The sequence below is a fragment of the Aequorivita vladivostokensis genome (assembly GCF_000952855.1).
Taxonomy (GTDB): Bacteria; Bacteroidota; Bacteroidia; order Flavobacteriales; family Flavobacteriaceae; genus Aequorivita; species Aequorivita vladivostokensis.
Map to the genome: position 1 here is coordinate 49,172 of NZ_JSVU01000002.1, position 25,881 is coordinate 75,052.

The 25,881-nt window shown below is 41.4% G+C and carries 21 protein-coding genes; 7 read left to right on the forward strand and 14 right to left on the reverse strand.

From position 1 onward, the window contains the following. Window positions 1–24 precede the first annotated feature (24 nt). The 3 genes from MB09_RS02985 to MB09_RS02995 all read right to left on the reverse strand — a co-directional run bounded on the left by MB09_RS02985 (window position 25) and on the right by MB09_RS02995 (window position 4,723). Window positions 25–1,290 (reverse strand): aminotransferase class I/II-fold pyridoxal phosphate-dependent enzyme, encoded by a 1,266-nt coding sequence (locus MB09_RS02985; RefSeq protein ID WP_045079406.1) that lies wholly within the window; start codon window positions 1,288–1,290, stop codon window positions 25–27. Window positions 1,291–1,468: 178 nt separating this feature from the next. Further along, window positions 1,469–2,506, reverse strand: coding sequence for a PLP-dependent cysteine synthase family protein (locus tag MB09_RS02990; protein ID WP_045079407.1), 1,038 nt, complete (start codon window positions 2,504–2,506; stop codon window positions 1,469–1,471). A 78-nt stretch (window positions 2,507–2,584) separates the two neighbouring features. Then, entirely contained in the window at window positions 2,585–4,723 is a 2,139-nt protein-coding gene (locus MB09_RS02995; RefSeq protein WP_045079408.1) for a S9 family peptidase, read from the reverse strand. A gap of 63 nt (window positions 4,724–4,786) precedes the next feature. On the opposite strand from MB09_RS02995, the gene MB09_RS03000 reads away from it, so the two are divergent. Both MB09_RS03000 and MB09_RS03005 read left to right on the forward strand, forming a co-directional pair. Next, window positions 4,787–5,110 (forward strand): YbaB/EbfC family nucleoid-associated protein, encoded by a 324-nt coding sequence (locus MB09_RS03000; protein ID WP_045079409.1) that lies wholly within the window; start codon window positions 4,787–4,789, stop codon window positions 5,108–5,110. Between the two features lie 103 nt (window positions 5,111–5,213). Continuing rightward, a complete protein-coding gene (locus MB09_RS03005) occupies window positions 5,214–5,534 on the forward strand; it encodes a YegP family protein (protein WP_045079410.1) in 321 nt (106 codons plus the stop codon). A gap of 79 nt (window positions 5,535–5,613) precedes the next feature. Here MB09_RS03005 and MB09_RS03010 read toward each other — a convergent pair whose 3' ends face one another. From MB09_RS03010 to MB09_RS03025, 4 genes are all read right to left on the reverse strand, one after another. Next, complete coding sequence (locus tag MB09_RS03010; protein ID WP_045079411.1) at window positions 5,614–5,853, reverse strand: hexameric tyrosine-coordinated heme protein; 240 nt, start codon at window positions 5,851–5,853, stop codon at window positions 5,614–5,616. Between the two features lie 69 nt (window positions 5,854–5,922). Beyond that, window positions 5,923–7,323, reverse strand: coding sequence for a nicotinate phosphoribosyltransferase (locus MB09_RS03015; protein WP_045079412.1), 1,401 nt, complete (start codon window positions 7,321–7,323; stop codon window positions 5,923–5,925). A gap of 9 nt (window positions 7,324–7,332) precedes the next feature. Then, window positions 7,333–8,358, reverse strand: a complete 1,026-nt coding sequence (locus tag MB09_RS03020) for a threonine aldolase family protein (protein ID WP_045079413.1) — start codon at window positions 8,356–8,358, stop codon at window positions 7,333–7,335. A gap of 9 nt (window positions 8,359–8,367) precedes the next feature. Further along, window positions 8,368–8,997, reverse strand: coding sequence for a hypothetical protein (locus MB09_RS03025; protein WP_045079414.1), 630 nt, complete (start codon window positions 8,995–8,997; stop codon window positions 8,368–8,370). Window positions 8,998–9,123: 126 nt separating this feature from the next. Here MB09_RS03025 and prfB point away from each other — a divergent pair. Continuing rightward, window positions 9,124–10,231, forward strand: a protein-coding gene (prfB, locus tag MB09_RS03030; RefSeq protein WP_117624761.1) for a peptide chain release factor 2 whose coding sequence is annotated in 2 segments (ribosomal slippage) — window positions 9,124–9,186 and window positions 9,188–10,231 — 1,107 coding nt in all. Because the reading frame shifts where the segments join, the coding sequence is not laid out codon by codon here. Between the two features lie 185 nt (window positions 10,232–10,416). Here the strand turns inward: prfB and MB09_RS15860 are convergent. The 5 genes from MB09_RS15860 to MB09_RS03050 form a co-directional block, all read right to left on the reverse strand. Further along, the gene (locus MB09_RS15860) at window positions 10,417–10,587 is read right to left on the reverse strand and encodes a DUF1328 family protein (protein WP_117624762.1); all 171 of its coding nucleotides are present in this window, start codon (window positions 10,585–10,587) and stop codon (window positions 10,417–10,419) included. Between the two features lie 102 nt (window positions 10,588–10,689). Beyond that, window positions 10,690–12,414, reverse strand: coding sequence for a hypothetical protein (locus MB09_RS03035; protein ID WP_045079416.1), 1,725 nt, complete (start codon window positions 12,412–12,414; stop codon window positions 10,690–10,692). 2 nt (window positions 12,415–12,416) lie between these two features. Next, the gene (locus tag MB09_RS03040) at window positions 12,417–13,625 is read right to left on the reverse strand and encodes a DUF4249 domain-containing protein (protein WP_045079417.1); all 1,209 of its coding nucleotides are present in this window, start codon (window positions 13,623–13,625) and stop codon (window positions 12,417–12,419) included. A 5-nt stretch (window positions 13,626–13,630) separates the two neighbouring features. Beyond that, window positions 13,631–16,390: a carboxypeptidase-like regulatory domain-containing protein gene (locus tag MB09_RS03045; protein ID WP_045079761.1), complete on the reverse strand. Its 2,760-nt coding sequence runs from the start codon at window positions 16,388–16,390 to the stop codon at window positions 13,631–13,633. 19 nt (window positions 16,391–16,409) lie between these two features. Next, window positions 16,410–17,144: a hypothetical protein gene (locus tag MB09_RS03050; protein WP_045079418.1), complete on the reverse strand. Its 735-nt coding sequence runs from the start codon at window positions 17,142–17,144 to the stop codon at window positions 16,410–16,412. A gap of 152 nt (window positions 17,145–17,296) precedes the next feature. Here MB09_RS03050 and MB09_RS03055 point away from each other — a divergent pair, with 152 nt between their 5' ends. From MB09_RS03055 to MB09_RS03065, 3 genes are all read left to right on the forward strand, one after another. Then, the gene (locus tag MB09_RS03055) at window positions 17,297–17,776 is read left to right on the forward strand and encodes a hypothetical protein (protein WP_045079419.1); all 480 of its coding nucleotides are present in this window, start codon (window positions 17,297–17,299) and stop codon (window positions 17,774–17,776) included. A 16-nt stretch (window positions 17,777–17,792) separates the two neighbouring features. Beyond that, a complete protein-coding gene (gene arsC / locus MB09_RS03060) occupies window positions 17,793–18,134 on the forward strand; it encodes an arsenate reductase (glutaredoxin) (protein WP_045079420.1) in 342 nt (113 codons plus the stop codon). Window positions 18,135–18,218: 84 nt separating this feature from the next. Beyond that, entirely contained in the window at window positions 18,219–20,735 is a 2,517-nt protein-coding gene (locus tag MB09_RS03065) for an outer membrane beta-barrel family protein (RefSeq protein ID WP_045079421.1), read from the forward strand. Between the two features lie 73 nt (window positions 20,736–20,808). Here the strand turns inward: MB09_RS03065 and MB09_RS16100 are convergent, their stop codons facing one another. Further along, window positions 20,809–20,979 carry a hypothetical protein gene (locus MB09_RS16100; RefSeq protein WP_045079762.1) on the reverse strand — a complete coding sequence of 57 codons (171 nt, stop codon included), beginning with the start codon at window positions 20,977–20,979 and terminating at the stop codon, window positions 20,809–20,811. Window positions 20,980–21,171: 192 nt separating this feature from the next. On the opposite strand from MB09_RS16100, the gene fumC reads away from it, so the two are divergent. Next, the gene (gene fumC, locus MB09_RS03075; RefSeq protein ID WP_045079422.1) at window positions 21,172–22,557 is read left to right on the forward strand and encodes a class II fumarate hydratase; all 1,386 of its coding nucleotides are present in this window, start codon (window positions 21,172–21,174) and stop codon (window positions 22,555–22,557) included. 96 nt (window positions 22,558–22,653) lie between these two features. On the opposite strand, the gene ccsA is transcribed toward fumC, so the two are convergent. Beyond that, on the reverse strand, window positions 22,654–25,848 hold the full coding sequence (ccsA, locus tag MB09_RS03080; protein WP_045079423.1) for a cytochrome c biogenesis protein CcsA: 3,195 nt from the start codon (window positions 25,846–25,848) through the stop codon (window positions 22,654–22,656). Window positions 25,849–25,881 lie beyond the last annotated feature (33 nt).

The window sequence follows — 25,881 nt, forward strand, 5'->3', positions numbered from 1 at the left end:
ATTTCCGCCTGCGCGGGAATTTGTTTAAATCTTCTCTCCCATCGCCTCAGCAACAGCCGCAGAAAGACGTTTGTAAGTTCCGTTCTCCAAGCGCTCGCGGATAGATGAAAAAGCCTCCAAAGTCTCTTCAATATCTTCCATTGTGTGTGAAGCCGTTGGAATCATTCTTAAAAGAATCAAACCTTTCGGAATTACTGGATAAACTACTATTGAGCAGAAAATTCCATGGTTTTCACGAAGGTCTTTTACCAAGGCCATCGCCTCGGGAATACTTCCTTTTAAATAAACCGGAGTTACGCAGCTTTGGGTAGTTCCAAGGTCAAAGCCTCTTTTGCGAAGCCCGCCCTGCAGCGCGTTTACGTTTTCCCAAAGCTTTTCTTTCAGTTCGGGCATGGTGCGAAGCATGTCCAAACGCTTCAATGCACCTTCCACCAAAACCATCTGTAATGATTTTGCGAACATTTGCGAACGCAGATTATATTTTAGGTAATTCATTATTTCCTCATCACCCGCAATAAATGCTCCCGTACTCGCCATGGATTTTGCAAAAGTTGCAAAATAAACGTCAATTCCATCCTGCACACCTTGCTCCTCGCCCGCTCCGGCACCTGTTTTACCAAGCGTTCCGAAACCATGGGCATCATCCACGAAAAATCGAAAATTGTATTTTTCCTTAAGTGCAATAATTTCTTTCAATTTTCCTTGCTCGCCGCGCATTCCGAAAACACCTTCAGAAATAAGGAGAATTCCGCCGCCCGTTTTTTCGGCAACTTTTGTGGCGCGCTGCAGGTTTTTTTCGATACTTTCCATATCGTTGTGCTTATACGTAAAGCGCTGCCCCAAGTGAAGACGAACCCCGTCAATAATACAAGCGTGGGCATCAACGTCGTAAACAATCACATCGTCTTTTGAAACAAGGGCGTCTATGGTTGAAACCATTCCTTGGTATCCAAAATTCAGCAAATAAGCTGCTTCTTTATGTACAAATGCTGCGAGTTCTCTTTGAAGTTGTTCGTGAAGATCGGTATGGCCGCTCATCATTCGTGCACCCATTGGGTAGGCAGAGCCCCATTTTTTGGCGGCTTCGGCATCTACCTTTCTAACTTCAGGGTGGTTGGCAAGCCCTAAATAATCATTGATGCTCCAAGTGATTACCTCTTTGCCCTTAAATTTCATTCTATTGGAAATGGGGCCTTCCAGTTTTGGGAAAACAAAGTAGCCTTCCGCTTGTTCGGCCCATTTTCCCAATGGACCTTTATCTTTATAGATTTTATCGAATAAATCTTTCATTAAATCTTTAGTTAAAAATTTGGGACAAAATTAATTAAATTATTTGTGAGATATTGGATTTTAGTCGTGAGATTTTAGACAACCCAAATCCAAATAAAAAACCGATTGAAAATAACAATCGGTTTTTAAATCGTATATCTAAAATCGTAAACCTGCCTAGCGGTAGGCGGGTCTAAAATTACTTTACGTACTCAATTTTATGAATTTCTGCAGTTTCAGAATCAAAGAAACCTTGCTGGTTCATCCATTCATCATTAAAAATTTTGCTCATATATCGGGAACCGTGGTCCGGGAAAATAACAATAATGTTGCTGTTCTCGTCAAACTCGCCTTCCTCTTCCAATTGCTTTAAGCCTTGCATCGCCGCGCCGCTGGTGTACCCTACAAACAGCCCTTCGGTTTTTGCAAGCTCACGGGCCGTGTGCGCGCTGCTCTCGTCCGTTACTTTTTCAAATTTGTCAATAATGTCGAAATCGGTTGCGGTTGGAATCAAGTTTTTACCCAAACCTTCAATTCGATAGGGATAGATTTCGTTCGCGTCAAACTCCTTGGTTTGGTGATATTTCTGAAGCACCGAGCCGTAAGCATCAATTCCTATAACTTTTATATTCGGGTTTTGCTCTTTTAAGAAACGAGCCGTTCCAGAGATTGTTCCTCCGGTTCCGCTGCAAGCCACTAAATGTGTGATTTTACCAGCAGTCTGCTCCCAGATTTCTGGGCCGGTGGTTTGGTAATGTGCATCAATGTTCAACTCGTTAAAATATTGATTGATATAAACCGAACCTTTTATTTCGTTGTGAAGTCTTTTCGCAACTTCGTAATATGAACGTGGATCGTCCGCGCTCACGTGGGCCGGGCACACATAAACCTTGGCGCCCATGGTTTTCAGCATATCAATCTTATCTGCCGAGGATTTTGAACTTACTGCCAAAATACATTCGTAACCCTTAATGATGCTAACCATCGCAATACTGAAACCTGTATTGCCACTGGTGGTCTCAATAATGGTGTCGCCAGGTTTTAAAATGCCTTTTCTTTCGGCTTCTTCAATAATGTAAAGTGCAATGCGGTCTTTGGTTGAATGCCCCGGGTTGAATGCTTCAACCTTTGCGAAATAATTACCCTTCATCTTTTGGGTAATCTTGTTAAGCTTAATCAACGGTGTGTTGCCTATAAGTTCCAACAAGTTATTGTGGGCTTTTATTTCTTCTTTCATAAAGAGGGAGTTCGTTTTAAAATGACTTCAGTTTTAAACTGAAAATTTTAACCGCACAAAGGTAAGGAATTATTTTTATTACTCCTTAATTCCTTCCAAATCCAATAGAAAGGCATAATCCATAGCTACTTCCTTTAAGGCTTCAAAACGCCCGGAAGCCCCGCCATGGCCTGCATCCATATTGGTTTGTAATAACAATGTATTGTTATCAGTTTTCAAATCGCGAAGCTTCGCCACCCATTTAGCAGGTTCCCAATATTGCACTTGACTATCGTGAAGCCCGGTAGTTACGAGCATATTTGGATAGGCTTTTGCTTCAACATTGTCATAAGGCGAATAGCTTTTCATATAATTATAGTATTCCACCTCATTAGGGTTTCCCCATTCGTCATATTCACCCGTAGTTAATGGTATGGAATCATCGAGCATTGTTGTAACCACATCAACAAAAGGCACCGAAGCAATCACACCATTATATAAGTGGGGAGCCATATTTATTACAGCGCCCATCAAAAGGCCGCCCGCGGACCCGCCGGAAGCATAGAGATGTTCCGGGGAAGTGTAGCCCTGCTCAACCAAGTATTTTGAAGCGTCAATAAAATCGGTAAAGGTGTTTTTCTTTTTTAACAATTTTCCGTCTTCGTACCATTTTCTGCCCATATATTCGCCGCCGCGAACGTGGGCAATTGCAAAAATAAACCCACGGTCCAACAGACTTAATCGCACGGACGAAAAATATGGGTCTATTGTGGCGCCATAGGAACCATACCCATATACCAGCGTTGGGTTTTTACCATCTTTTTTAATTCCCTTTCTATAAATAACAGACATCGGTATTTTGGTGCCATCTGCGGCGGTTGCCCATAAACGCTCGGTTTCATAATTATCTTTATCAAACTTTCCGCCTAACACTTCCGTTTCCTTCAAAACGGTTTTCTCCTTGGTTTCCATATTAAAATCTATTATCGAAGCGGGCGTATTCAAGGAATTGTAGCCATAGCGAAGAATTTTGGTGTCGAATTCGGGGTTTTGGGTCGTGAAGGCGGTGTAGGTTTCATTATCAAAAGGCAGATAATAATCTTCCTTGCCATTCCATTTTTTTATACGAAGCTTTGTAAGCCCGTTATTTCGTTCGCTTACCACCAAATAATCCTTAAAAATATCAATGTCTTCCAAAAGCACATCATCGCGGTGCGGTATCATATCTTCCCAATTTTCTTTGGATGTTTTATCTTCCGAAGTTTTCATGAGTTTGAAATTGAGCGCTTTGTCCTTGTTTGTCAAAACGTACCAATTGTTGCCGTAGTGCGAGATGCTGTACTCCAAACCTCTTTCGCGCGGTTGGAAGATTTTGAAATCTTCCGTGGGCCTATCAGCTCTTAGAACCCGAAACTCTGAGGTAAGGGTGCTGTAACTGCCAATGACAATAAATTTTTTCGACTTTGTTTTATAAACGTAAGTGTTGAAGGTATCGTCATCTTCCGTAAAAACAAGTTCATCCGCAATGGGGTCCGTGCCCAGGGTGTGACGATAAATTCGATCGGCACGTAGGGTTTTTTCATCCTTTCGGGTGTAGAAAAGGGTTTTATTGTCGCTGCCCCAAGTTGCGCTGCCCGTTGTTAACGGAATGCGTTCGGGATAGATTTCACCGGTTTTTAAGTTTTTTATGAATATATCATATTTCCTTCGGCTTAAGGTATCTACGCCAAAGGAGATCAATGTATTGTCTTCGGAAACGTTCAAGCCTGTAAGATTGTAATAAGAATGTCCTTTCGCCATTTCATTTACATCAAAAAGAATTTCCTCCTCGGCATCCAGACTCCCTTTTTTACGGGTATAGATAGGATAATCCTTCCCTGTTACGTATCGGGTAATGTAGTAATAACCGTTCAATTTATAGGGAACCGATTCATCATCTTCCTTAATACGCGCCTTCATTTCCTCAAAAAGATCTTCTTTGAACTTTTTGGTGTGTGCCGTCATCGATTCGTAATATTCGTTCTCTTCCTTCAAATAATTAATCACCTTTTCATCCTCGGGATTGTTGAGCCAGTAATAATTATCAATGCGTATATCGTCGTGGGCCATTAATTCCTTGGCTATTTTTTCTGCTTTCGGGGGAGTAATTTCCATAGTTTTTTTTGAAGTTTCCTGCGCGTATATTGAAACGGCAAAAATAAGGGAAGCAATTGAAAAGAAGGCGGATTTTTGAATCATTATATTATTTTTGAATAGCTAGGCAAATTAGTAAATTTGCGCCAAACTTAAACACAAAAATATATGTTTGGAGATTTAATGGGAATGATGGGCAAACTAAAAGAAACCCAAGAAAAAGTGGAAGCCACCAAAAGGCGCTTGGACACCGTAATGATTGATGAAAGCAGCAGCGACGGACTTCTAAAAATAACCCTTACCGCAAACCGACAGATCAAAACGATTGAAATTGGCGATGCCTTGCTGGAAGACAAAGAGCAATTGGAAGATTATTTAATTCTCACTTTAAATAAAGCCATTGAGAAAGCCACAAATGTCCATGAAACGGAAGTGGCTGCCGTTGCCAAAGAAGGCATGCCGAACATTCCTGGGCTAGATATGTTTAAATAATCTAGACTGAACTTATTATAAATAGGTTTGACAATTTTTTAAACACGCTGTTTTTTACGATATTGAGAGCTTAAAGTATTCAGTAATCATTAAACACCTAATTATGTTTGAACTTAAAAAAAGTGGTGATAAATTTCACTTTGTATTGAAAGCGGCCAATGGGCAGGTAATTTTATCCAGCCAAATGTACGCCTCCAAAGCTTCTGCTATGAACGGCATTGAATCGGTTAAAACCAATAGTGGCAAAGATTCGATGTATGAAAAGAAAACAGCAGCAAACGGCAAATTTCACTTTAATGTGAAAGCTACAAATGGCCAAATAATTGGAAGCAGCCAGATGTATGCTTCTGAAAGCGGGGTATCAACAGGTATTGAATCTGTTAAGAAAAATGCACCCGGCGCTTCGATTAAAGAAGTTGAGTAGATTTATTTTAGGCCACGAATTGACGATTGTACTTTTAATCATTCGTTAATTCGTGGCTTTTTATTTTTTTAAGATCGGCTTATTTCCAATAATTATTTGCGGCGGCAATGGTCGCAAATTCTGTGGCAACTACCTGCCCGACAGCAATTAGCATTGCCGCATCCTCCGCATAGATAGGTCGCAGCTTTTCACGCACCGACGCATCAGGCTGGGTTGCTTTTATAACCAATCGCGCCATTTTTACGGCCAATTGCCTGCCCTCTTCGGGCGTTTTGGTGATGAGGGAATTTCCGGGAACCATTTCAATTTGTTCTGACATAACTTAAGTTTTTTAAATTTTCCTAAAATTAACGAAACTGTTGCAAATTGAAAATGATTAAAGTCGTATTTACTGGGCGCGGTCCAAAACCAACTGGTCGCGCAGGGTTTTCAATTGCTCGCTCAAGCCAATTTTATAGGTATGTGGATTCTGGAATCTTTTGAATTCTTCGGGAAGCAGCGCCAACCTTTTGCGAGAAAATTCCGCGATTTCAGAAACCGATTGTTTCGGAATCAGTGCTTTCCCCTTCTCCATAACCTTTTGTAAAAGCGGTTCTTTCTGAAATTTTTCGAGTTCTAGATTTTTGGTTACATCAAATGGATGGAACATTTTTAGGATATTCTCTTCGGAAACCAATCCTATAGCGTCGGCACCGTAAAACATGCCATTTTCATCTATCAATCGGAATACTTGCTTCTTTGAAGGAAGCGAAATTTTTATGATATTCTCTGAAAGTTTTATTCGGGGTTCGCCGTTGAATTCTGAAAGTTTATAAACCCCGCCCAGTGCCGCATCGGGTTTGCCTGTAACGAGGTTGGTGCCCACTCCGAAAATATCAATTGGAGCGTGTTGCTCCTCCAAGCTTTTGATAACGTATTCATCCAATTGGTTTGAAGCAACTATTTTTACAAAATCCAATCCCGCATGGTCCAAAAGCTTACGCGTTTCCTTTGCCAGGTACGCCAAATCGCCACTATCCAAACGAACGCCGTACAGCTGCTCTCCACTTTTCTCCATTTCCTTGGCAACGGTAATCGCGTTGGGCACGCCACTTTTCAGCGTGTTATAGGTATCTACCAAAAGCACACAATTTTTGTTGCGGATTCTCGCAAAATCGCGGAACGCCTGCAACTCGTCTTCATAGCTCTGTATAAAAGAGTGCGCCATGGTGCCCGATCCGGGAATGTTAAAATCCTCGGCTGCTTTTACATTGCTGGTGCTGTCAAAACCGCCAATAGCCGCTGCCCGGGTCGCAAAATAGCCTCCCGTGGCGTGGGCGCGCCTTAAGCCCATATCCAACAAAACCTTGTTGCCCGCGCTGTGTCGAATCCGGCTGGCCTTGGTAGCAATAAGAGTCTGGAAATTAAGGATATTCAGCAACACAGTTTCCACAATCTGAACCTCCATGATATTTCCTTCCACTTGTAGAATCGGTCTATTCGGAAAAACAATGTCTCCCTCTTTGGAAGATCTGACGGTTCCACGGAAGCGAAACTTCTGAAGATATTCCAAAAAATCTGCTTCAAAGCCGTGGATTTTCAGATACTCGATGTCTTCCTTCGTAAATCGTAAATACTCTAAAATTTCAAGTATATTCCCAAGACCGGCAAATATGGCATAGCCGCCATCAAAAGGATTCTTTCTAAAATAATAATCGAAGACAGCCTCACTTTCTGGCTTGGTCTTAAAATAAACCTGGGCCATGGTGAGTTGATACAAATCGGTATAGGAGGCTGAAATTTGGAACATTTTGAGTATCTATTTAGTGTAATTTTCTAAAACCTCCAGAAACTTATCGTGCATTTCAGCGGTATAATCCAAATGCGTTACAATCCTGAGTTTCCCCTGCCCCATACTGCTTATTTTTATGTTCTTCTGAAGCAGATCGTGCATAAATTTTTCTTCGGAAATATGCTCTGAAAGATAAAATATCACAATGTTGGTTTCCGTGGGCTCTACTCCTTTCACATAGTCTTGTTGTGAAAGTAACGCTGCAATTTCCGAAGCTTTTTTATGGTCTTCTGAAAGACGTTCCAAATGGTTATCCAGCGCGTAAATTCCCGCGGCAGCCATAAAACCTATCTGCCGCATGCCGCCGCCCAAAACCTTTCGCACGCGCATGGCCTTTTGCATAATTTTCTTTTTTCCTATCAATACACTGCCCATAGGTGTGCCCAAGCCTTTGCTCAGACAGACGGAGATGGTATCGAAAGTTTTTCCGTACTTCTTCGGGTCTTCCCATTTGGCAACGAGCGCGTTCCAAATCCGTGCGCCTTCAAGATGAAAACCAAGGTTATTTTTGTCGCAAATTTTTCGAATTTTTTCAATTTCCGAAAAATCATAGCACGCGCCGCCGCCTTTGTTTGTAGTGTTTTCGAGACAAACCAAACTGGTCAAAGGACTGTGGTAAAAATTCGGCGGATTGATGTTTTCCTCAACTTGGGCGGCGGTAATCATTCCGCGGTCGCCATCCAAAAGTTTGCACGAAACGCCACTGTTAAACGAGACGCCACCGCCTTCATAATTGTAAACGTGGGCCCATTTATCGGCAATCAATTGTTCGCCGGGCTGGGTGTGCATTTTTATGGCGGCCTGGTTTGCCATACTTCCCGTGGGAAAAAACAGCGCCGCATCCATCCCGAACATTTCTGCCAGCTTTTTTTCCAGCTTGTTTGCGGTGGGATCTTCTTTATAAACATCGTCGCCCACTTCCGCATTCATAATGGCTTGCATCATTGCTTGGGTAGGCTTGGTAACCGTATCACTTCTTAAATCTATAATCATTTTCTTGTTTTAATCTTCGCGAAAAAACTTTCCGTTTTCGTCAAACTTCTTTACTAATTCTGAAATTTCCTTGTCCAGCGCAATCAATTCAAGGGAATTATTGTGTTCCGCATTTACATTTTTATATTTTGAATCATTTCCCAAATCATATTCCTTAAAGCTTTTTTCAAACACATCTCTTCCAAAGGCAAATTTGTATTCTTTGTGGCACGAGCTTACGGACATATTTCCAAAAGCGTTGGTATCTACTTTCTCGCCTTCGTAAGGCTTAACTTCCCCGATTTTTAGAGCATTTTTATTCTTTAAAACTTTTGACATATCCTTGCTGATCCCTAAGGATATAGGCTTAAAACTTCCGCAGTTGTCAAATTTTTGAAGTTTCATAATTTTGTCGTCTTCTTTCCAAAAAACATATACCGAATAATAAGTGGAAGTTGATGTACACCATTTTCCATCGGGCATGGTGAACATTTGAATGTTTCCATCGCAGTAGTCCTTTCTAAAAAAATATTCTGGGTTCTGCTGCAGTTCCAGTTCCGCCATTTTCTGTGCAACTATTGAATCTACATAGGCTTCGTCGTTTTGGGCAAAACCTACAGCTATCATAAAAAATGTGAACAGGAGCAATGTTTTTTTCATAAAGTGAAGATTTAAGGGGAATTTACTTTTCACAAATACCTATTTGAATGAAAGTATAAAATTAGCCGAAATATTCGTTCGTCTCACGAAGTTAATAGTATTTTTGCTAAAATTCTTACCTAAAATATGACAACAACAGACCAAATAAAAGACCTTAAGGTGCGGTTAGATGCCTTGAGGCACTATCTTTGACATTGCTGGGAAAAATATAGAGATTACCAACGACGAAGAAAAAACCTTTGACCCCAACTTTTGGAACAACCCACAGCAAGCCGAGGCTTTTATGAAAGAACTGCGGACCAAAAAAAAGTGGGTAACCGACTACGAAACCGCAAAAACACTTACCGAGGAAGCTGATATTCTGCTTGAATTTTATAAAGAAGGTGAAGGCAAAGCCGAAAATGTAGATGCTGCCTTTGAAAAAGCCAAAAGCGCCATTGAAAATTTGGAGTTTCGGAATATGCTAGGCGAAGAAGGCGATGATATGAGCGCCGTCTTGCAGATTACCGCAGGTGCCGGCGGAACCGAAAGCTGTGATTGGGCACAAATGCTCTCGCGGATGTACCTGATGTGGGCGCAGAAAAACGATTATAAAGTAAAGGAACTCAACTTTCAAGCGGGCGATGTAGCCGGAGTAAAAACGGTTACCCTGGAAATCGAGGGCGAATACGCCTTTGGTTGGTTAAAGAGTGAAAACGGCGTGCACCGTTTGGTGCGTATTTCTCCCTTCGATAGCAATGCGAAGCGACATACAAGTTTTGCGAGCGTTTATGTATATCCGTTGGTTGATGACACTATTGAAATTGAAATCAACCCAGCCGATATTTCTTGGGAATTTGCCCGCAGTAGCGGTGCCGGCGGTCAGAATGTTAATAAAGTAGAAACAAAAGCCATACTTACCCACCACCCTTCGGGAATTGTGATCCATAACAGTGAAACCCGCAGCCAGCTGGACAATCGCGAAAAGGCGATGCAGATGCTGAAATCTCAATTGTATGAAATAGAACTTCGGAAACAAATGGCCCAGCGAGCCGAGATTGAGGACAGCAAGCTTGCCATAGAATGGGGCTCGCAAATTCGCAACTATGTACTGCATCCTTATAAATTGGTGAAAGACGTGCGCACAGGCCATGAAACCGGAAATACAGATGCAATGCTGGACGGTGAGATTGACGAGTTTTTAAAGGCGTATTTGATGATGACGGGGCAGAAGGAGAAGAGTGATGAGCTTTAAAAAACAAAGGGAACAAGATTCTAAAATCTTCGTTCCCTTTGCAAATCATAATTCCTTCTGCTGGCATTATCCGTTTCGAAGTTTTGCGGGTATATTCTCAGCTGTTTTTTAGACTTAAGCACCCCGATATGATAGTCTTGTAAAGATAGGGAAAATTTTAAAACAATAGATTGGTCGTGGAAATTTTAACTTTTGCGCCTACCCAAATAATCACTGGCCCAAAATACCAACAACAGCACTAAAAAAATACCGGAAATATATTTTGCCGGTTCCAATCCCCCATCGCCAATACCAATAAAACCAATGACCGCGAAGACGATCGCAAGAATTATATAAGTTGCTTTCCAGTGAAGCATGGAGAGATTGGTTTGAAAGTTGTTTAAATATAGCTACTAAAGTTAAAACATTTTTAATTAAATTTTAACATTGGAAGCATCTTTTTTAACATAAAAACCCTATCATTCAATTACTTCAAAATATTTTTTAGTCGAAATGTACGTGCCCTCTTCGCTAAAACCTTCTATCCAAATTTCAAAAACATCCGAAACGTCCGAAGTGTAAAAAGATGTTTCATAGTTACCGTTTGTGAGCATAATATTGGGCTCCCAAAGCAATTGTACGCGATAATCCGGAATCCTTTTGAGTGAAGGATTTTGGCCGTAATCCGGCCTATAATATTTTTTATCCCTAATCATCGGCTGAAGGCTTATTTCCTCGACATATTCAGGGGATAGTTTGGGAACGAAGTCACCTTTCTTTGTTTCAACTGCAATGATTCCGCTAAAAATTCGGGAGCCATAACGGTAGGGTTCGTTGACCACTCGAATTCGCTGTATGTCGCGTGCATTGTAGTTTATGAGTTCAGTATTATCCTGAATGAACATTCCATCCATCAAGACCAGGGGATCCGCAGTGTTGAATTTAGCGATACCGTTGGGATCATACGCATTGTTCACGACAAATCTACTTTCGCCATCCTTGCCCCTAATGGCGGCAAGGGTTACAATTTCAACGAAGGTTTCCCTAACGGTAGGAAATCTTGTATAATCATCAAGCGTGAAAACAGTGCCCAAGTCATCAAAAAAGGCAGGATTGATCTTGTTTTTTAAAATGCTGTCTTTCTTTACATCAAAATAGGCGTTTTCCACTTGCAATTGGACACTCCTTTCCTGTAGCCATTGTTTTAGTTCCGCATCCAACTTCAAAAAATAAGGTTCATTGGGCCGCAGCTTCAATTCCTTGCTATCCAAAACTACCTTGTAATTGTTTCTCACTTCCTCATCGCCATACAATTGGACAATACTTTTTTCAGCATTATAGGCTTCGGTTACCGAAAAGAAGAAACGCCCCTCAGAATTGGTTTTCGCAATTTTTGCCACATAATCCACTCCGGGAATCGTGAGCACGACTTCTTTATTTGGTGCAGGTGAACTGTCGAGTTTGGCGCGAACAACGCCCGAAATAAGCTCGCCGCGAAGCTCTGGCACATAAAAAATTTCAGAAGCTTTATCTTCCTCCCATTTTGAAACTCGTCCGAAAATTTCAACAGGATTAATTTTTCGTACGGAAAGTGTATAATTCCCCTTTGAAATATTGGCGTCTGCTTCCACCTGCAGAGTTATCTTCTCACGGAAACCATAAGTATTCTTATTTATATTAATAGTGAGCCCTTCAGCATTCTCTTCAACTTTTGGGAAATCATTTTTTGAGGAAGCGGTAATTTTTATGGAATCCCTTGCTTGCGGGGCACGATCCATTTTTTCAAAAGTGTTGATCACATATATATCTTTCTGCGCAAAGGCGTCCTGCGGATTGTTTCTTGAAAAATTGGTATATGCAATCAGTTTATAAATGCCCGTCCTCAAATTGGAAGGCAGGAAAAAATCTCCGTTCGCAGTTCCCTGTTCTACCTTTAATTTATGGTGAAAAACCACAGAGTCGTTTTGATTTCTTAGGGAAACATAGACAACCTTACTAAGCAAGTTTGGCCGCTTTGAGGTGTTAAGTGTATTCGCTTTATACTGAAGTAGCTCTCCTGCGAGCAATACTTGCGAATTCATTGAAAGGACCACGTCTTCCCTAGGAAAAACATTGACGTCAACTTCAACCTCATTTTTAGAAATTTGTGCCGATGCGGCAATTCCGAAAAAAACGAATACTATAATAATTAATTTTTTGACCATAATCAATCTTCCCAAAAAGTGGGTCTTACATTTGATGAAAAAGAGGTGCAAACGGCACACTCCTGCTGAACGATTCTATAAATACCCGTGGTACTTACCGTGAGCACTTGATAATCAAAATATTCTATATATTGGCGTATGGCATCCCTTTCATTAGGGTCATTGTCCAAGGTAGTATCATCCCAATAATCCAACGCAAGTACCTCGCATTCAATAAAATAAGGCGGTTTTTCCAATCCGATGTCCTCATAATTGAAATATATTCTTTTTGAAGTCATTGAAGAGGCTTCAAAAAAGCCAATAACCTTTTCGTCGGGCTTTGTTTCAGAAACCATATTCCCCGTAACATAGCCTGGCTGACCTTGCGATAGTAGACTCTCCACACTGCCTAGTTCCTTCACTATTTTATAAAAAGTATATGCTTCTACGCTTTGTACATATTGTTTAACCAAAATGCTGTAACGGGTTTGCAGTTTTGCGTCCAACTTAGAAAGATATTTTACAGGAAAACGAACTATCCTGTTTTCATTAAATTCTGTTGTAGCGGTCTGATTAATACCAGTGGAATTCTCAGTAGAATAACAAATTATCTCGGGTTCCCGCGGAGTAAGCTCTACGTCGTAAGTACCACTATTCGGATTGAAATTTATAATCTGAGCAGTATAAGGCGAAGGATATGGCGCAACTATTTTATAAGTTTCTTCATATTCATACCTAAAATATTTTGCATTGCCCGTGGGGTCTTCGGTGTTTACCAAAACTTGTACGCCATCCTTGTTTTCGGTTCCATCCACAATCCGTTCGGCGTATACCTCGCCAATTTCGACCTCGGGCGGCAAGGTTACCGCTGTAGATATGTAATGTTTTCCTTCTGCCGTAACAATTTTCAACGTATAGGATACATTGGGCACTGCGCTAAAGGCTTGTTCTGAAATATAATTGCCCGTTTCACTATCCCAATAGAAGTTATAAGCATTGCCATCACTTGCAGATACGTTTACAGTGGCATTGTTCACGGTTAAAATTTCGGGATCCTCAAGTCTTGAAGTTTTGCTCAATTTCACAATTTGAGGCTTTAACTCATCGGTTATCGTGCTCTCTACCACCAGAACACTTTCAAAATCGACGGTTTCAATTTCATAGGGTTCGGTACAGCTCAATTGCAAAAGTGTAAGTGAAAAGAATATAAAATATAAAAAGGGTATCCTCATAGTTCCTAAAACTTAAAGTTATACGTTATTGTTGGCACCGGCACCGAAAATATGGAAGTTTTATAAGCCTTGATCTGACCTTCCTCGTTCACGAAAAACACGGAGTAAGGGTTGTTTCTTCCCAGAACATTATATACTGAAATATTAATAAAACTATGCGCAAGTTTATTCAATTTATGGTTGCCCTCTATGTTCACGCCCAGATCCAGCCTGTAATAATCCGGAATCCGGAACTGGTTGCGGTCGCTGTAAAGCACCTGCTCCTCACCTGCAAACACATACCGCCCAATGGGATAGGTAATCGGTCTCCCGGTTTGATAGGTGAAATTTCCAGAAAAGCTGAAACGCTTGGTCAGCTTATAATTTGCAACTACCGAAAAGTCGTGGGGCTTGTCATAATTTGCCGGAAAAAATTCACCATTGTTAACCCGCTCCTGCATAAGCTGACTGTCCAGTTTCACCTCTGACCGGGAATAGCTGTACCCCACATACCCATTGAATCTTCCCGAGTTCTTTTTTACCAAAAACTCTACACCGTAAGCCCTTCCCTCGCCTTGTAAAAGGTCTGTTTCGAGGTCTTCGTTCAAAATTAATTGGGCGCCAATTTTATAATCCAGCAAATCCTCCATTGTTTTGTAATATCCTTCCAGGCTGAATTCTACATCCTTGCCGGGAAGATTTTTAAAAAACCCGAGACTGTACTGGTTGGCGCGTTGCGGGGCAATGTTCAAATCCGATAGTTTCCAAATATCCGTAGGCGATTGGGTGGTGTTTGTAGAAAGAAGATGTAAATATTGGATAGTCCTGTTAAAGCCTCCTTTTACCGAAAAATCATTCCCCAGTAAATAGCGCGCGGCAATGCGATATTCTGGGCCGCTGTACGTTTTAATCGATTCGTTTTTACCGAACTCCCGTACTTCAATCACCGAACTTTCACTTTTGGGAACACCTTCTTCATAAACATTTTGGGTGGAAGGACCCAGCGCCATATAAAAAGAATAACGCAATCCCAAATCCAGCAAAAACTTGTCGCTAACTTCAAACAAATCTGAAAGATACAGGGCCGATTCTAACCCTTTTTCACGGTCGATGGTCTTCGGGTCCACATCAGAGTTGGGGCCAATAGGTACAATATTTCCTGGGTCTATGGAATACAGTTTACTGCTCAACCCATAGCTGAGTTTATGCTTGGGGCTTAGTTTGTAATTGAGATTCAACTTTGCCTGATATTCGTTCAACTCATACCCAAAATCGAAATCCTCGTTGGCGTCTGCCTCATAGTTCACTCCATATTTGTATTGGCTGTTTACCAAAATGAGTTCTGCCCTACTCCTTTCACTGAACGTATGACCGTATTTTAATGAAATCAAGCGGTTGCTGTAATCAAAAATAGAATCTGAAGTTATGCTGAAACGGTCTTTGCTATAATAAAAAGTACCTTGTAGGGAATTGTTGTTATCAATATTGTGCTTGTACTTCACAATGCCATCATAAAAGGAAGCCTCGCTGTTTTTCAGTTCCTCTTCGTCAAGACTTCTTAAAATCCAATCGGAATAGGTAGCCCTAAAACCGGCTATTACCGAAGCTTTTTCCTTAACAATGGGCACTTCAACGGCAAGATTGGCGGTAATTGGCCCTACGGAACCCTCACCTTTAAATTTTTCCATATCGCCCGATTTGGTTTCAATATCAAAAACCGAGGAGAGCCTTCCCCCGTATTCAGCGGGAATGCTCGCCTTGTAAATTTCAAGGCTTCCGGTGGTAAAGGGATTTACCGCAGAAAAGAAGCCCAAAAAGTGCGATGGATTATACAGCACGGCATCATCCAGCAAGATAAGGTTTTGGTCTGCCCTGCCGCCGCGCACGTTAAAGCCGCTGGAACCTTCACCAGTGGTTTTTATTCCGGGCATGGTTGTGGCGACTTTTAAAATATCGCGCTCGCCCAAAACAAGGGGAATGGTTTTAATGGATTCAATATCAATATTGGTAACGCCCACCACGGCATCGCGCACGTTGGCGTCTTTGTTTGATTTTACCACAACTTCTTCAAGCGATTCGGTGTTTTCGCGCAAGTCGATATTTAGCGAGCCATCGCCGTACATAATTATATCCTGCCGAATTTTTTCAAATCCCAAAAGATTGGTCTCCAACTTATTCAGACCATACGGAAGCCGAATACTGTAGCGGCCTTCGGCATCGGTTACGGCATATTTTGTCCTGTCAATGGTAGAAATGGAAAGATTTTGAAGCGGTTCCCCGGTCTTTGAATTTCTAAAAACACCCGAGAGCGTATATGTTTTGTTAGCGACGTTGGGGCGTTGTTTGCCAATGGTAACCAATTTTCTGGTCTGAACGGCGCCCTGTGAAATATATTCCTCTTGAAAAATGGGCGCGTTATTATTTTCAACTGCGTTTTTATCGGGTTTTGCTTCGTTAAAATAATCTGGGGGCAGTTCGGTATAAATGTAAGTATTGTTCAGCAAGATGACTTTGCCATCCTTCAAAATGTAGTTGATATTTGTATTGCTGAAAAGCTCGTCCAGCACCTCACGAAGGGACTCATTCTGAAAATCCTTCGTCACAAAATGTCCCTTCAGCCACGCTTCATCAAAATAGAAGGTTTTTTCTGAAAGCGATTCAACCTTCAGAATTGCTTCCTTTAGCGGCGTATTCTTAAAACTTGCGGTTATGTTTTGGTTGTTTTGCCCAAAAAGCCCAGGTGATGACATTAAAACTATGGCGAGGACAAGAATTATATTTTTCATGCAGAACTTTGGCTTCAGGTTACTGTTGGTTTGAGTTGGAATCCCGCCCATCGAGATAGGTAACAAGCTTTGTCATAAATAAGTCTGGGTTTGATTTTCGTATGGCTTTATAACTTTTATAAAACTCTCGAATTTCCCCAGCTTTCTCCGGAAGCAGTTGCCGAATGTCCCGTGGGGAGCCAAGGATGGCATACTTCCCATTATATTTCAACACATAATAATTGGCTTCAGAAAATCTATATTGAATACCATTCCTCAGGGCTCTATCCTTCATTTTTTTTGTGTGCTTTATGTACAATTCCAAATCATTTCCAAGATAGGCGGCTTCATAAAAACCGTTACCGCCAAGACCCAAATCCACATTGGGAAGTCTTACAAATTTGTGGTTATGAATGGAAAATGAATCTAAAAACGCTGGAATAAATTTCACATTAAAAATGCTCAGATTGTCATCAGACCGGGTTAGCAGATTGTCGCGCAACAGATCGTATTTCAGCAGGACATTTACGTAATACTGGCCATTGTAAGTAATCGAACCTTTTGTGTAATCATAACCTTGGTAATATCTAAACGTGCCGTCCGTATTCAAAAACAGATCTGTGAACTCAGTCCCGTTATACAGGCCCGTGTTGTCCAGCCCCACAATTTTATCATAGGTTTCATAAATTTTATCCGGTAAATTTGCTTGTGAAAATGTCGCCAGAGGAAACAACGAACAAAATAGAAAAGGTTGGAAGGTTTTTAGTATTTTCATTTCAGAATTTTACGATTTTAAAAGTACATAAAAATGAGTACCAATCTATAAATCGTTCCGTTAAATAACGGTCAAGCCGCAATTTTTTATTCATAAGAATATATCTTCGTGCAAAACCGAGATTAAATATTTTACTATTATTCAAACCTTATATGAAGGCTGCATCGCTCAAAGAAATAAAAACCGAACTAAACCACCGCTCCACCCAGGAATTGCTGGAGCTTTGCCTTCGCCTTGCAAAATTCAAAAAGGAAAATAAGGAGCTGCTCACCTATCTTTTGTTTGAATCTGCAGATGAGGAAACGTACATCCAAAGCATAAAAGCCAAGGTTGATACAGATTTTGAAACTATAAATACCAAAACATTTTTTTACATAAAAAAGAGCGTCCGGAAAATTTTGAGGGAGCTGAAAAAATTCATCCGCTATTCGCAAAACAAAGAGACCGAAGTGGAACTTTTGCTCTATTTTTGTGAAAAGCTGAAAAACTTCAAACCATCCATAAAACGAAATACTACCCTTACCAATTTATACAACCGGCAGATTGATTATATTTCAAAAAAAGTAGAAACCCTGCACGAAGATTTGCAATATGACTATAAATTGGAACTGGAAGAATTATCAAAAAAGTAGAACTTTATTATAAAATATGACAACCCTCTACCACAACCCCCGCTGCAGCAAATCGCGCCAAGCTCTTCAACTTTTGGAAGAAGAAGGCGAAACCATTGAAATTGTAAAATATCTTGAAAACCCGCCCACGCACCAAGAGCTGAAGCAAGTTATAGAACTTTTGGGCATAGACCCCATCGAACTTGTAAGAAAACAGGAAGCCGAGTGGAGGGAAAATTACAAAGGAAAGAATCTCACCAATGAAGAGGTTATAGATGCCATGATTCAACATCCGAAATTGATTGAACGGCCCATAGCCATAAAGGGCACGCATGCCGTTGTGGGCAGACCTCCCGAGAAAGTGCTGGATATTTTATAGTTTGAGCATTTTTATTTAACAAGAATTTAGCAGTTTCCAATTAAACCACGGCTATTTTCGTGGGTCAAAATTGCTAAAAATTATATGAAGATAAAGCTCTCTTTACTACTCGTTCTTGCCTCGACCTTACTCTTGGCCCAAAATCCTGGAAAAAAACAAATTACCATTAAAGGAACCATTCTAGAAGAGGGTACCGATTATCCTTTAGAATATTCCACCGTTTCCTTCATAAACCGAGAAGGAAAGACCGTTACCGGCGGAATCACCGATATCGATGGTAAATACAGTATCGAAGTACCCGCTGATGTTTATACGGTGAAATATGAATTTATCTCGTATAAAACCAAAGAGCTTCCCAATCAAAATTTAACCAAAAACACCACGCTGCCAACGGTAAAATTGGCCCTGGATGCGGCAAGTCTTGATGAAGTAGTAGTACGTGCAGAAACCACGGAAGTACAAATTAGGCTCGATAAAAAAATATACAATATTGGGAAAGACCTTACATCGGGAGGAGCTACGGTGAGCGATGCCCTGAATAATGTGCCTTCGGTTACGGTAGATATTGACGGAGCAATCGCCCTACGCGGAAATGAGAACGTACGTATTCTCATCAACGGGAAACCATCGGCCATTGCAGGATTTGGTTCTACAGATGCCTTGCGCCAATTGCCCGCCGAAGCCATTGAGCGTGTTGAGGTAATTACCTCGCCTTCTGCCAGATATGATGCAGAAGGAACCGCCGGAATCTTAAATATTATTCTGAAAAAGGAAAAAACGCTCGGCCTCAATGGTTCGTTAAGTACAAGTATTGGCGTTCCACTAAATAGTAACGCAACGACCAACATTAATCTCCGTACAAATAAATTTAATATTTTCAATACCACGGGCATATATTATCGGAATGGACCCGGAAACGCTTTCTTCAACAATACTTACAAAGCGCGCCCACTTTTGGACGAAAATGGAGAGCCCATTTTGGACGATGAAGGAGAGCCAATTACCTTTGAGCCTAAATTCGATCGCGTTATCGAAGCCAGGAAATACGACCGTATGGGCAAGGGTTTCAATACCAATTTAGGCATTGAATATTTCCTTACCGACAAATCTTCCATTACGGCGAGCGCCTTCTATAGAAAAGGTGACGGCAATGACGAGACTACCAATAATACTTCAAATTATAATTTGGGTGAAGTAAAGGAGCGCATTACCAGAATTGAGAACGAAGCGGAAGATGATGAAACCTACCAGCTCGCATTAAATTACGTAAATAATTTCAATGATAACGGCCATAAATTAACCGCCGATTTTCAGTATGAAAAAGACAAGGAAACTGAGAGTTCCTTTATTACGGAGAGGCGTTTATTTCCAAATATCCAGGTATTGCCTTCTGAAGATATAATTCAAAAACAAAACCAGACCGAATATTTAGCGCAGGCCGATTATGTGCTGCCAATAGGAGAAAATGCACAATTTGAAGCTGGATACCGCGGCAATTTTGAAGAAAACATTACAGACTACACCCTGTTGGAGGAAACTGGAACCACGGGCATTTTTGTTAGAAATGATAGCATCTCAAACATTTTCACCTATAATGAAAACGTGCATGCTTTATATTCCCAATATGGAAATAAATTCGGAAAGTTCTCCTTTCTGTTAGGTCTGCGCGTAGAGAATACCCAGTTAAAAGGAAAGGTAGATGCCGAAAATCTGGTAGGCGAAACACCTATAAATCTAAATTTTGATAAAAACTATACCGGCCTCTTCCCTACCGTAAACCTAACCTATGAACTAAAGGAAAACGAAAACATTACTCTAGGTTACAACAGACGTATAAACAGACCGCGCCATTGGTTTATAAACCCGTTCCCATCGCGCTCAAGTGAAGCGAACATATTTCAGGGAAATCCAGATTTGGATCCTGCCTTTGCCAGTGCTTTTGATTTGGGTTACTTAAAACGTTGGAAAAAATTAACGTTGACTACCTCCCTTTACTATCAATACGAAACCGATGCTTTTGAAAGAGTGCAGCAAGAAACGGGCGAATTAACTAGTAACGATATTCCCGTAATCCGTACGCTTCCCATAAACCTTTCCACAAACGAGCGTTACGGTTTTGAACTAGGTTTACTTTACAATCCTACAAAATGGCTTAACTTAAACGGAAGCTTCAATTATTTCCTATTTAAAACCGAAGGATTCTATAATGATATTGATTATGGCGCCGAGAATACCAGTTATTTCGGACGTTTCAGCAGTAAGGTAAAACTCCCCGCCAAGATTGAATGGCAGACCAACGCTTTCTACAGAGGGCCATCCAATAATTCGCAGACTGAAACAGATGGTATCCTTTCAGTAGATATGGCAATGAGCAAGGATATTATGGACGATAACGGAACTTTGGCCCTGAACGTAAGCGATCTTTTTAATACCCGAAAAAGAAACAGTCTTACTACCACAGATTATTTTACCAGTGAAAGCGAATTTCAATGGAGACAGCGCCAGGTGACCTTAACTTTTACCTACCGTTTTAACCAAAAGAAACAGCGTCAACGCCCAGAAAGAGGTGGCGGATTTGACGAGGGTGGATTTGAGGGTTAAACCGGGATTAATTGCCAATAAAAAAGGGAACCAAAATTGGTTCCCTTTTTTTATATCAATTGCTGAAGTTAATTTACTTCATTTCGTTTTTACGTTTTGCCTCACGCTTCAATTTCCAGTTTTCATAAAGTGCGCCCCCAATCCAATAGGGAAGAATACTCACTAAGAATATCATTAACCAAAATCCCATAGTAAGAATAGCTAAAAAAGCAAGAAAACCTAAATATTGTTCAAATGTAAACATGATGTGGCGTTTTAAATGATGCCCCAAAGATAATAGGTTTTTTTGAAAAACGGCAACAAAACTTTTCGATTTATTCACAACAAATAAACAGCCGTGCGGGTTGAACAACTTTTGCCTTTTCGTTACCTTTGCCTTTGAGCTCTAAAACTTTGTACGAAGAGTTCTTTTATAAACTTTCAAAACACATTCACAATGCAATATAGAATAGAAAAAGACACCATGGGCGAGGTAAAAGTACCTGCCGACAAACTTTGGGGAGCGCAAACCGAGCGTTCTTTTGAAAATTTTAAAATCGGTCCGCGTGCTTCCATGCCTATGGAAATTATTTACGGGTTTGCCTATTTAAAGAAAGCAGCCGCCTACACCAATTGCGACCTCGGCGTACTCTCCGAAGAAAAAAGAGATTTGATTGCCAAGGTTTGCGATGAGATTTTGGAAGGAAAGCACGACGATCAGTTTCCGTTAGTAATCTGGCAAACTGGAAGCGGCACCCAAAGCAATATGAACGTGAATGAAGTGATTGCGAACCGTGCCCACCAACTTGCGGGAAAGACCATAGGCGAAGGCGAAAAAACGCTCCAACCCAATGACGATGTTAACAAATCGCAATCATCAAACGATACTTTCCCAACGGGTATGCACATTGCTGCCTACAAAAAATTGATTGAAAATACCATTCCCGGTGTGGAGCAACTTCAGAAAACACTTTCCAAAAAAGCATCGGATTTCAAGGATGTGGTAAAAATAGGCCGTACCCATTTTATGGATGCCACTCCCCTAACCCTCGGGCAGGAATTTAGCGGGTACGCCGCACAGCTTGAGCACGGAATTAAAGCCTTAAAAAACACCCTGCCACATTTGGCCGAACTAGCTTTGGGCGGAACTGCAGTTGGAACAGGATTGAACACTCCAAAAGGTTACGATGTTAAAGTTGCCGAATACATCGCAAAATTTACCGACCTGCCTTTTGTAACTGCTAAAAACAAGTTTGAAGCCCTTGCCGCACACGATGCTTTGGTGGAAAGCCACGGCGCTTTAAAGCAATTGGCGGTGTCATTGAATAAAATAGCGAATGATGTGCGGATGCTCGCCAGCGGACCGAGAAGTGGAATTGGCGAAATAAACATTCCGGCAAACGAACCCGGCTCCTCCATTATGCCCGGAAAAGTAAACCCAACCCAATGCGAAGCGCTTACTATGGTTTGCGCACAGGTAATCGGGAACGATATGGCTATTGCCGTAGGTGGAATGCAGGGACAATTTGAGCTAAACGTTTTTAAACCAGTGATGGCTGCCAATTTCCTCCAGTCAGCCGAATTACTTGGCGATGCCTGTGTTTCATTTGATATTCACTGCGCTCAGGGTATTGAGCCCAATTACGAAGTAATCAAAAAACAGATGAACAATAGCTTGATGCTGGTTACTGCCCTCAATCCAAAGATAGGTTATTACAAAGCTGCGGAAATTGCAAACACGGCACATAAAAACGGTACAACGCTAAAAGAAGAAGCTGTAAATCTCGGCTATTTAACTGCCGAAGAGTTTGATGAATGGGTAAAACCGGAAAATATGGTTTAGAGAAGTCGGTAGTCCGTAGTCGGTAGTCGGTAGATTTTTTAGGCCACGAACTCACGAATATTTTTAAATAATAATTCGTGAATTCGTGGTCATTTTTTATTCAATAGCTTTCTTTTTAGACTTGCTTTTCTTCCCATAAAACTTTTTATATCTAAAATACGCCACGGCACTCAAAATAACTGCAAACAGCGTTATCCACCAAACAAAGGTTGGCGTTGCAGGTGCATCCCCGCTTGCGTAGGAATGTAAGCCACTCAGGTAAAAATTCACCCCAAAATAGGTCATCATAATTGAGGCGTAGGCAAACATCGCCAAAACGTTAAATGTCCAGCGTCCTCGAAGCCCGGGAACAAGGCGCGCATGGATTACAAACGCGTAAATCATAATACTGATAAGCGCCCAGGTTTCTTTCGGGTCCCAGCCCCAATAGCGCCCCCAGCTTTCGTTGGCCCATTGGCCTCCCAAAAAGTTACCTATGGTGAGCAACACCAAACCAACGGTCAGCGCCATTTCCGTTACAACGGTCAACTCGCTAATGTTGATTTCCATATTTTTAAAATTTCGCTTTGTGGTAAAAATCATTAGAAACAACGATGTTGCGCCCAGAATCATTCCCAAGGTGAAAGGTCCGTAGCTCATTACTATCACCGCCACGTGTATCATCAACCAATAACTGTCCAAAACAGGCTGTAAGGTTGATATGGATGGGTCTAACCAATTTTCGTGGGCTACCCAAAGTATGATGGCACCCGCAAAAGCTGTGGAGGCTACGGTTAAATCGCTTCGTCTTCCAAATGCCAATCCAAAAAATATTGTAGCCCAAGCTACATAAACTACGGATTCATAAGCATCACTCCACGGGGCGTGGCCACTCACGTACCAGCGCAAGGCCAGACCCAGCGTCATCAAAGCAAAGAATATCCACATTATAATTTTTGAACCTTTGATGAGGGTGCGAAGTATTTTTCGATCCTTGAAAAGTTGTGCAATAATAAATGCCATCATTAAAATTCCAAACACCGCAAAGTATTTATATAGCCTATTGAAAATATCTGCCTTGTTGTAAATTGTTTCTGCACGAAGCTTGTTTTCTGAAGGCATCACTTCTTCTCCATATTTTTTCTGGAAGTTGGTTATGCTTTGCAAAAATTCATTCGCCTGCGTGTAATCTCCGGTTTGGCGCGCTTTCTTTAAACTATCAAAATAAAGTGGCAGAATATTTTTGGCATATAAGGAATCCATTCCTTTTAAATTGGCCTCTCCCAATTCCGGATACGAAACCCATTTGTTGCCTTCATCGCCGGGAATGGGGAAAATTTTCAGAATACTTCCGCTAAGGGCAGCATTCAAAAGTGAAAAGTTTTCGTGGGCGCGAATAAAGTCCTTCTGAAATTGGTTGGGCGTATTGGTGCGCGTTGCAGCTTCCAAATAAGGCTCCAACTTATAATTTCCTTTTTCATCAAAAAGGTCGAGCAGGGCAATATCCTTTTGGCCTTCTGGCACGCCGGCCACGTGACGAATACTGTCGTTGCCGCGTTTTAAGGCAATCAAAGGAACTTCTACCCAAAGACGAGGAAATTCTGTCATCGAAATAAAAACCTGATTCGCATCCAAGCCTTCATAGGTTTCACTTCTGCTTATTTTACGCAAAAGCTCGCTTGCAAAGGTATTTACGGGTTTCATCCGCCCGTTGTCCTGAATTATCAGATGGCCAAATTCAGCCGCGTGCTCCTTGCTTACAGCGTTTGCCTTTATCAATGAATCAATTTGCGCTTTCGGAGGAGGTGTGTGCGCAGAGGGCGGATGCTGCTGGGCAAATCCAGAGAGCGAAAACAGCAATATCATTACGGTAACCATATTCTTTTTCTTTCGCTTTATTCTGCTTAAAATTTCCTCCAGTTTTCCAAAACGGCTATGCTTGCTAAACAGAATGGCCATTAAACCAAGGTACAAAAAGAAATAGCCAATATAGGTTATCCAAGTGCCCCACCAATCGTGGTTTACGGAGAGGATTGTCCCTCCCTCATCGGGATCAAAACCGGACTGGAAGAATCGATACCCTTCGTGGTCCAGCACGTTGTTCATAAAGATGTCTGCATCAAAATGGGATTGGTCTTCATTGATTACCGTTACTTTACTTTTAAAAGAGGAGTATCCTTTTTCGGTACCTGGATATTTTTCGGCAATAAAATCATTCAGCGTTATACTGAATGGCAATTCAATTTCCTTAGAACCATAACTGGTATAAACTTTTAAGCCTGCAATTTCCGTTTCCACCGGATTGGGCGCCGTCCCTTTGCCGCCGAGCAAGGAGACCGTTTTTGTTTCGTTGCCCGAAGATATTTCAAGAATCAGCGCATCCTGATTATTCGGCTGGTCGGGAGTGGCCGCCACTATCCCGAACTCACCTTTAGTGACGGGTTCCGGCACTACGAACGAAATACCGCCAATTCGGTACAGTGAGCGCAGATTGAAAGGCTGCACACTGTCTGCAACAACTTCGCCCTGCAATTGGTCAGCCATTCGCATATAGTCGCCCTCAAATGGACTGGAGATGGTGTACTCCCCATCCTCGGAATAAGTTATGTTTATAGCGCCTTCCGTAGGTTTGTTAACCGCAAAAAGTATGTTGTGGATATTTGAGACCTCTCCCACTTTCACCCAATGGTCGTGACGCTCGCCATCGCCAGATTCCACGATTTTAATATATTCCTCGCCATTTTCGTTCGGTGTTAGGCCTTCCACAGCGCCATCAATAAAATCTTTATATTTAATAGTTACCGCCTGGTTGTTATAATCGGTTTCTATTTTAAAGTCGTTGTTCAGCTTTTCTGAAAGTCTCAATTTTTTAGGTTTCACCTTTCTCCGTTGCGCCACGCCATCAATCATATAATCGCCATCAATAAATACATCGAGGTAGGTCTGTTCCGAAAGAATGGTATTTTCAGTTTGGCCTTCGCGAATGTGCATAACGCCTTCAAAACCTATGTAACGCGTTACAAAAGCACCAATAATCACCAAAATAAAAGATACGTGAAGCATCAACGAAGCCCACATTTTGCGCTTGTGAAGATTATATCGAAATATATTTCCGACAAAGTTGATAACGAAAAGCAACATAATTGCCTCAAACCACCACGCGTTGTAGATAAGTTCGCGCGTGTAGGGAGTTGGCGGACTTTGAGAGTCGGCATCCATAAAGGTTCCGGCAGCCATGGCTGCTGCAAAAACTATAAATAAAACGGCGGTTAATCGAGTGGAGAAAAGAACGGAAGCAATCTTTTTTTGCATTATAGGAAATTTTGGCGCAAAAATAAGGAATTG